The 7,167-nt window shown below is 67.9% G+C and carries 9 protein-coding genes and 1 pseudogene; 6 read left to right on the plus strand and 4 right to left on the minus strand.

Features of this window, described 5'->3' with window-relative positions; translation table 11 throughout:
* Nucleotides 1-47: 47 nt before the first annotated feature.
* The 5 genes and pseudogenes from ACFWW9_RS10570 (at nt 48) to ACFWW9_RS10590 (ending at nt 2,864) form a co-directional block, all read left to right on the plus strand.
* Entirely contained in the window at nt 48-905 is an 858-nt protein-coding gene (locus tag ACFWW9_RS10570; protein ID WP_390374339.1) for a helix-turn-helix domain-containing protein, read from the plus strand.
* The gene (locus tag ACFWW9_RS10575) at nt 902-1,078 is read left to right on the plus strand and encodes a DUF397 domain-containing protein (protein ID WP_390374341.1); all 177 of its coding nucleotides are present in this window, start codon (nt 902-904) and stop codon (nt 1,076-1,078) included. The genes ACFWW9_RS10570 and ACFWW9_RS10575 overlap by 4 nt, the downstream gene beginning before the upstream one ends.
* 378 nt (nt 1,079-1,456) lie before the next feature.
* A complete protein-coding gene (locus tag ACFWW9_RS10580) occupies nt 1,457-1,741 on the plus strand; it encodes a hypothetical protein (RefSeq protein ID WP_390374343.1) in 285 nt (94 codons plus the stop codon).
* Nucleotides 1,742-1,831: 90 nt separating this feature from the next.
* Nucleotides 1,832-2,233: pseudogene (locus ACFWW9_RS10585) on the plus strand (saccharopine dehydrogenase NADP-binding domain-containing protein); the annotation flags it as partial.
* Between the two features lie 100 nt (nt 2,234-2,333).
* Nucleotides 2,334-2,864, plus strand: coding sequence for a saccharopine dehydrogenase C-terminal domain-containing protein (locus tag ACFWW9_RS10590; protein WP_390374345.1), 531 nt, complete (start codon nt 2,334-2,336; stop codon nt 2,862-2,864).
* Nucleotides 2,865-2,888: 24 nt separating this feature from the next.
* Here ACFWW9_RS10590 and ACFWW9_RS10595 read toward each other — a convergent pair whose 3' ends face one another.
* The 4 genes from ACFWW9_RS10595 to ACFWW9_RS10610 all read right to left on the minus strand — a co-directional run bounded on the left by ACFWW9_RS10595 (nt 2,889) and on the right by ACFWW9_RS10610 (nt 5,590).
* Nucleotides 2,889-3,398 carry a sigma factor-like helix-turn-helix DNA-binding protein gene (locus tag ACFWW9_RS10595; protein ID WP_390374347.1) on the minus strand — a complete coding sequence of 170 codons (510 nt, stop codon included), beginning with the start codon at nt 3,396-3,398 and terminating at the stop codon, nt 2,889-2,891.
* Nucleotides 3,395-3,769 carry a hypothetical protein gene (locus ACFWW9_RS10600; protein WP_390374349.1) on the minus strand — a complete coding sequence of 125 codons (375 nt, stop codon included), beginning with the start codon at nt 3,767-3,769 and terminating at the stop codon, nt 3,395-3,397. The genes ACFWW9_RS10595 and ACFWW9_RS10600 overlap by 4 nt, the downstream gene beginning before the upstream one ends.
* 311 nt (nt 3,770-4,080) lie before the next feature.
* Nucleotides 4,081-4,917 carry an alpha/beta fold hydrolase gene (locus ACFWW9_RS10605; protein ID WP_390374350.1) on the minus strand — a complete coding sequence of 279 codons (837 nt, stop codon included), beginning with the start codon at nt 4,915-4,917 and terminating at the stop codon, nt 4,081-4,083.
* A 52-nt stretch (nt 4,918-4,969) separates the two neighbouring features.
* Nucleotides 4,970-5,590, minus strand: coding sequence for a flavodoxin family protein (locus tag ACFWW9_RS10610; RefSeq protein WP_390374352.1), 621 nt, complete (start codon nt 5,588-5,590; stop codon nt 4,970-4,972).
* Between the two features lie 275 nt (nt 5,591-5,865).
* Between ACFWW9_RS10610 and ACFWW9_RS10615 the strand changes: the two genes are divergently transcribed.
* Entirely contained in the window at nt 5,866-6,999 is a 1,134-nt protein-coding gene (locus tag ACFWW9_RS10615; protein ID WP_390374354.1) for a glutathione-independent formaldehyde dehydrogenase, read from the plus strand.
* Nucleotides 7,000-7,167 lie beyond the last annotated feature (168 nt).

The following is a 7,167-nucleotide window of genomic DNA, read 5'->3' on the forward strand; positions in this document are numbered from 1 at the left end:
GTCAATGCCCTGATCGGGCGACACATCGCAGTTCAAGGAGCCTCCCTATGCTGACGGGCATGGTCCGCAACATCACTCCCAAAGCCATGGCCCTGGGAGCCAAGATCCGCTCGGTTCGCGACAGCGGTGGCCTGTCCCAGCGCGGCGCAGCAAAGAAGTTGGGGATCGCCAACAGCACGATGTCGAGGATCGAGAGCGGCGAGTCACCGCCAAGTCCGGACGAACTCGTAGGGATTCTTGAGGTTCTCGGTGCCACCGAAGCCGAGACCGAGGAGATCCTCTCGCTGGCGAGTGACACCGGCGGCAACGCTTGGCTGGCTGTGACGTTGCCTGAGCAGCAGGCCCAACTCGCCGCCCTGCTGGACTTCGAGCAGATGGCCACGCACATCACGAGCGTCGCTCCCCTGCTCATGCCCGGTTTGTTGCAGAGCAGCGGGTACGCCCGTGCGGTCATGCGAGCCGCAGGTGTTCCTGATGACGAGGTGGAAACGCGTGTCGCCGTGCGAATGGGTCGCCGCGACATCCTGGTGCGCACCCAGCCCACGGTTCTACTCGCCCTCGTCGGCGAAGGTGTCCTGCGGCGACCGATCGGTGGGCCTCGGGTGCTCGCAGAGCAACTCGACCACTTGGCCAAGATGGCTCAGTTGCCGAACATCACCGTGCGCGTAATTCCCGAGGACGCAGGCTGGCATCCAGCTCTCGAAGGACCTTTCCTTCTCCTCGGCAACAGCACCACGTCGTTGGTGCACTTGGAAAACCGACGATCCGCGCTGTTCCTGAACGACGATGATGACATCGCGGCCTACGTGGAGGCCGTGGACAGGACGCTGAAGGTGGCGATCGACGCGGAACAGACCGCCGCGTTGATCGCGCGGGAGGCCGAACGGATCAGGAGATCAGCATGACCAGATGGCGCAAGTCGAGTCGGAGCAGCGCCAACACCGATTGTGTCGAGATCGCTGGTGACCTCGACGCAGTCCGTGACTCGAAGAACGAACGCGGGCCGGTGTTGAAGATCAACCGGGTCGCCCTGCGGACGTTCCTCACCGGGATCAAGCAAGGCCGCTTCGAAGGCTGACCGGTGCGGTGGCTGTGCCCGACACAGCCACCGCACCACAGCGCGCCACGTGCGGCCGGACTCCACGAAAGTCGATCACACGAACGAGTCGGTGGAACACTCACCCGGCCGTGGCGGCTCGCTCACGATCACTGCTCCGGACTGCTCCCGATGACCGGACGAGGAGCGCTCGGATCACCGGGGACCGGCAGGACCAGCAGTCCGGTGACGGCGTCCACCAGCGTGTCGAGCCGTCCGCGTGCTCGGTGGACCGGGCCGGGTCGTTGTGGTCAGACACCGAGGGAATCGGAGCGGATGACGCGCTTGCAGCACGTCAAGAGTCCACATGGTGCTCGGTTTCATCGGTGGCATTGGCCGGAACCGATGTCGGTGGCCACGGTGAACCGGCTGCTGGCGGGAGGCGAGCCGTGCCGCGCGATCGTCATCGGCGCCCTCGGCCGGTGCGGACACGGCGCCGAGCGCGCGCTCCACGCCGCGGGCCTCGACCCGACACGCTGGGACCTGATCGACAACCTGCCCTCGCTCGTGCCGCTCGAATCCAGCACCGCGGTCTCCGCCGACCTGCTGCCCCACCTCCGGGGCCTCCTCGACGCCACCGCGCCATGGCGGCGCTGCGCCGACCTGTTCGCGACCAAGACCACCGAGGAGCTACCCGATGACTGATCTCGTGCCCCCACCGGCCGCGTCCACTGAATCGGCGCAGGCCTGTCCACCGGCAGCGGACTCCGCCTCCTCGCGGCGGACCACGACGTCGTGCTGTGGGCCCGCACCACCGACCGTGCCGAACGGTGCCTGGCGAAGGTCGGCGCGACGAACCTGGCCACGCCACGAGCGTTCGACCACGACGCGCCGTCCGATGCCCTGCGTCCCGGTGACGTGGTCGTGTCGATGCTGCCCGCCACCGAGCACCTGGCGCTGGTGCGGCTGTGCCTCGACCGGTCGGCGCACTTCGCGTGCAGCAGCTACCTGTCCGACGACATCGCCGCGCTCGCGCCGATCGCGGCGGAACGGGGCTTGGCGATCCTCACCGAGGCGGGCTTGGACCCCGGCATCGACCACCTGCTCGCCCATCGCCTCGTCGCCGAGGCCGGTGACGTCACGGGCACCGCCGCGTTCACGTCCTACTGCGGCGGCCTTCCGGCCGTTCCCAACAACTTCCGCTACCGCTTCAGCTGGGCGCCCCGCAGCGTCCTCACCGCCCTGCGCACCCCGCCCGGTACGTCGACCACGACCAGACGATCACCGTCGACCACCCGTGGAAGCGACCCGCGCCCACTCGATCGACGGCGAGAAGTTCGAGATCTACCCCAACCGCGACAGCGTCCCGTTCATCGAGCGCTACCGGATGCGCTGGCCGCTCGACACGTTCGTCCGCGGCACCGTGCGGCTCGACGGCTGGCGCGAAGCGTGGACGGACGTCTTTCCCGTGCCGAGCGACGATTCCCGACTCGACGTCGTGGCAGCCGACCTCGCCCGCGCGCACCCGATGACCGAGAACGACCTCGACCGGGTGATCCTGTCCGTCGCGCTGGAGGTCGTCGCCGAGGGCGAGGTCCGGTGGTCGGGCGAGTACCTCCTGGACACCATCGGCGACCGGACGGACACGGCGATGGCCCGCACCGTCTCGGTCACGCTGGCGTGCGGCGTGCTCGACATCCTCACCCGCACGACGACGCCGGGGCTGCACTGCGCGGCCGATGACGCCGACTCCGCGCTCAGGTGGCTGGCCTTCCTGCGGGACCACGGTGTGGTGTGCGAATTCCGTCAGGTCGACAAGCCGCGGTGAGCGCCATCCCGTCGCCAGCCCTGTTCAGGCGAGAACGTCCCGCAGCAGGGCCACGGCGTCACGAGCCAGTGCTCTCACCGCGACCACGGAGACGCCCATGGCCTTGCCGACCTCGCGGTAGGTCTGCCCTTGACGGTGAACCCGCAGGAACACCTCGCGCTGCGACCGGGTCAGCCGCGTCAACCCATCGGCGACACGACCACGGTCTTGGCGCACCGGCGCTGTGTCCGCGTACTCGACCTCCGGCGCGGAAGCGACCTGCTCGGTCGCCCGTCGTTGTGCGAGCCGCACCGTCCAGGAAACGGCGTCGCCGCGGTCGGGCGAGTAGCTCCCCGCAGTTGCCCACACCTCGACGAGGACCTCGTGGGCGATCTTCTCCGCACGAACCGGATCACCCACCACCGCGTGAACACACTCCACGATCGTGCCCACGACACGGTCGTAGAACTGCCCGAACGCGTGCACGTCCCCTCTCCCGGCGGCGACCAGGAGGCGCGCGGTGTCGTCCGATGGGAATCCCTGCGCCGAGTTCATCGGTACCCGGTGAAGTCTCTTGGTCCGCGCTGGACCGGTGGTGTCATCTCCACAGCCGACGCGAGCGTCACGCAGGTGATCATCACCGTGTGCAGATCAGGATCTTGGAGTTGGATCCGACCGTCGGGAGCGCTGGGAGAACACACGATCGGACCCGCCTCGATCCCCAATGCCAACACTCTTCCGCGTAACCCGAGCAGATCCGGGCTGGTCAGGTCGAGCAACTCGGAGACGTGATCCCGGTCGTCACAGCCCTGGACGAGAACGAATCGGGTCTCCGCTTGGCGGAATTGCACCCACCCATCCGCCACCAGGTGCACCTCGCACCCCACCGCGAGGTAGAAGTCCATCGCGCGCGGGACGTTGTCCACCCGCAGACGCGGGTACTCCACTCCCCAGGAACTCGGGTCGGACCGCCGTCCAATGGATTGGGCTCTGACGCGCGTCATCACGTGCCTCCAGACCACTTGGTCCTGCACAGGCCACCGGGGTCTGGGGCGGCACCACGAACCGAACAGGGGCGCACCGCCGCAACGGACTCGCTGTGATCCACGATCACAGCACCGGGAGGCGTTCGCAACCGCGGAAGCGCACGGCGGTGGACCACTCCCGATGCCCACTCGCGTCGAGATCCCCTTCTCCTGGATGTTCGGCGCGAGCACCTCATCGGTTCGAGCGACGACTACTTCGCCAGGAAGTCCAGCAGCACCCGGTTCCACTCGTCGGTGTGGCTCACGGTGACGCCGTGCGGCGCGCCCGCGATCACGTGCGACTCGCTACCCGTCACGGCGGCGTGGGTACGGGCGCCGGATCCCTCGAACGGCACGGTGGCGTCGCTGTCGCCGTGCACCACCAGCGCGGGCACGGTCACCTTGGCCAGGTCGTCGCGGAAGTCGGTGGCGCCGAAGGCGGCCATGCAGGCCAGCGCCGCTTCCTTGCTCGCCTGGTCGCACAGAGCGAGAGCTTCCCGGCGCTGCGCTTCTTTCACCTTCAGCTCACCGTTGGCGGAGAAGAACTCCGTGACGAACTGGTCGTAGAACGCGTCCTTGTCCTTCGTCAGCGAGGCCGCCATCCCCGCCGCTTGCTTCTTGGTCAACGGACCGTCGGGGTTGTCATCGGACCGGAGCAGGTACGGCGGCACGGCAGAGGCGAAAACGACGCTGTGCAGCCGATCGGGTCCGTACTTCCCGACATAGCGGGCCACCTCACCGCCGCCCATGGAGAAGCCGACCAGGGTCACGTCGCGCAGGTCCAACTCGTCGAGCAGGGTGTGCAGGTCCCCGGCGAGGGTGTCGTAGGTGTAGCCCGTCAGCGGCTTGTCGCTGCGCCCGAACCCGCGCCGGTCGTAGGTGACGACGCGGTAACCCGCGCTCGCCAGCACGGGCACCTGGTACTTCCAGGACTCACCCGACAGCGGCCAGCCGTGGATCAGGACCACGGGTCGTCCTGGCCCGCCGGTGTCGTCCACGTGGAGCTTGGTGTCCTTGAACATTCCGTGGTGCGCGGTGACCTCGGTCATCTGTCCTCCAGGCGTGGAAACACTCGACACTTCGGCATGGGGCACGTCGCGCTCAGCTCGGCGGGTACTGCGCGGACTTGAGCAGCCGCGCCAGGTGGGCGGCGTTCGCGGCGAGGGTCTTCGTGGTGCCCGCGGTGGCCTTCGGGGTCTCGTTCAGGTCCTTGTAGTCCTTGCCCTGCATGGCTTCGCCGTTCCAGTACGTGATGCCGGCCGCCGGGATCGTGAAGCCGACGTCGTTGAGGCACTGGAACAGGTCCGCGCTGATCTTGTGCGCGCCGTCCTCGTTGCCGACCACGGCCACGACACCGACCTTGCCGTAGGTCAGCAGACGTCCTTCGTCGTCCTCTTCGGACAGTTCTCCGTCCAGGCGTTCCATCGCCCGCTGCGCCACGCTGCTGTGCTGCCCCATCCACGTCGGCGTGGACACCAGCAGGATGTCGGCCGCGAGCATCCGTTCCCGAATGGACGGCCACGCGTCCCCGGTCCCCATGTCGGTGAGGACGCCGGGCTTCACGTCGTGGTCGACCAACCGGACGCTCTCCCCCGTTACCCCGTGCTCAGCCAGCGCGCCGAGCACCTGGTCGGCGATGAGCTGGCTGCTGGACTCCGCCGGGGACGGCGAGAGCGTGCACACGAGTGCGAGGGCTTTCAGCGAAGGCGTTGAAGTGGTCATACCGGCGGCTACCCCGTTCGGACGAGTTCACACCGGCCTGGTCGGGGTCAGTGTCGAGCAGTACGCCCGGCTCTGCCTCCGTTCATCCGAATGCGACTACCGCTCATGACAACGACCTGCCTTCGCGTCACGGCGATTGCTTCGTCGCCGGGGACATGAACGCGGGCGAACCGGGTATGCCCCCGAGATGAGATGACCGGGATCCGTGCCGCGCCACCACGACGCGAGCACCAGCGAAAACAACTCGGATCGCACGATCAATCGAGGAGTTCCCCATGCGCGCGCTTGTCTACCACGGCCCGAAGAACGTTTCCGTCGACGAGGTCCCGGACGCGAGGGTCGAGCGCCCCACCGACGCGCTCGTCCGGATCACGACCACCAACATCTGCGGCAGCGACCTGCACATGTACGAGGGCCGTACCGACGTCGAGCAGGGCAAGGTCCTGGGTCACGAGAACATGGGCGAGGTCGTCGAGGTCGGGCCCGGTGTCGACCGCGTGAAGGTCGGCGACATGGTCTGCCTGCCGTTCAACATCGGCTGCGGGTTCTGCAAGAACTGCGAGTCCGGGCTCACCGGGTTCTGCCTCACCGCCAACCCCGGCAACGCGGGCGCGGCCTACGGCTACGCCTCGATGGGCCCCTACAGCGGCGGGCAGGCCGAACTGCTGCGCGTGCCCTACGCAGACTGGAACGCGCTGGTCCTGCCCGATGACGCGCGGGAGAAGGAGAAGGACTACGTCATGTTGTCCGACATCCTCCCCACGGGTTACCACGGCACCGAACTCGCCCAGGTCGGCATCGGCGACTCGGTCGTGGTCTGGGGCGCGGGCCCGGTCGGTCTCATGGCCGCCATGTCGGCTCGCCTGCGCGGCGCGGACCAGGTGTTCGTCGTGGACCACCAGCCCGACCGGCTCAAGCTCGCCGAGGCCGTGGACGCCACGCCCGTCGACGACAGCGCCGGTGACGCCGTGCAGCAGATCCTCGACGCCACGCGGGGCGAGGGAGCCGATCGCGGCGTCGAAGCCGTCGGCTACCAGGCGCACGACCACCAGGGCGTCGAGAAGCCCGGTCTGACCATCAACAGCCTGATCCAGGCCGTCCGCCCCACCGGTCGCATCGGTGTCGTCGGCGTCTTCGTCCCACAGGACCCCGGCGCCCCGGACGAGGAGGCCAAGGAGGGCCGGTTCGCCTTCGACTTCGGCACGTTCTTCTTCAAGGGCCAGTCGATGGGCACCGGCCAGGCCAACGTCAAGCAGTACAACCGGCAGCTGCGCAACCTCATCCACCGCGACAAGCTCAACCCCGGCCTCATCGTGTCCCACGAGCTGAACCTCGACCAGGCCGCCGAGGCCTACGAGCACTTCGACAACCGCGAGGACGGCTGGACGAAGGTCCTCCTGCACCCGTAGGCCGGTCCATTCAGGACTAATCCGGCATATACCACCACTTGGAGCGGAAAAGGTTTCAGGGCCGGACCAGCGGGTAGCTGCGGTCATGCGACATCGCCGGTGGTTGGGTTTCTGCGTGATCGGGGCGGCGCTGCTCGCCGTGGTGGTGCCGGGTCTACTACCCACCAC

Origin of the sequence: Umezawaea sp. NPDC059074, from assembly GCF_042738955.1 — a bacterium.
Classification (GTDB): domain Bacteria; phylum Actinomycetota; class Actinomycetes; order Mycobacteriales; family Pseudonocardiaceae; genus Umezawaea.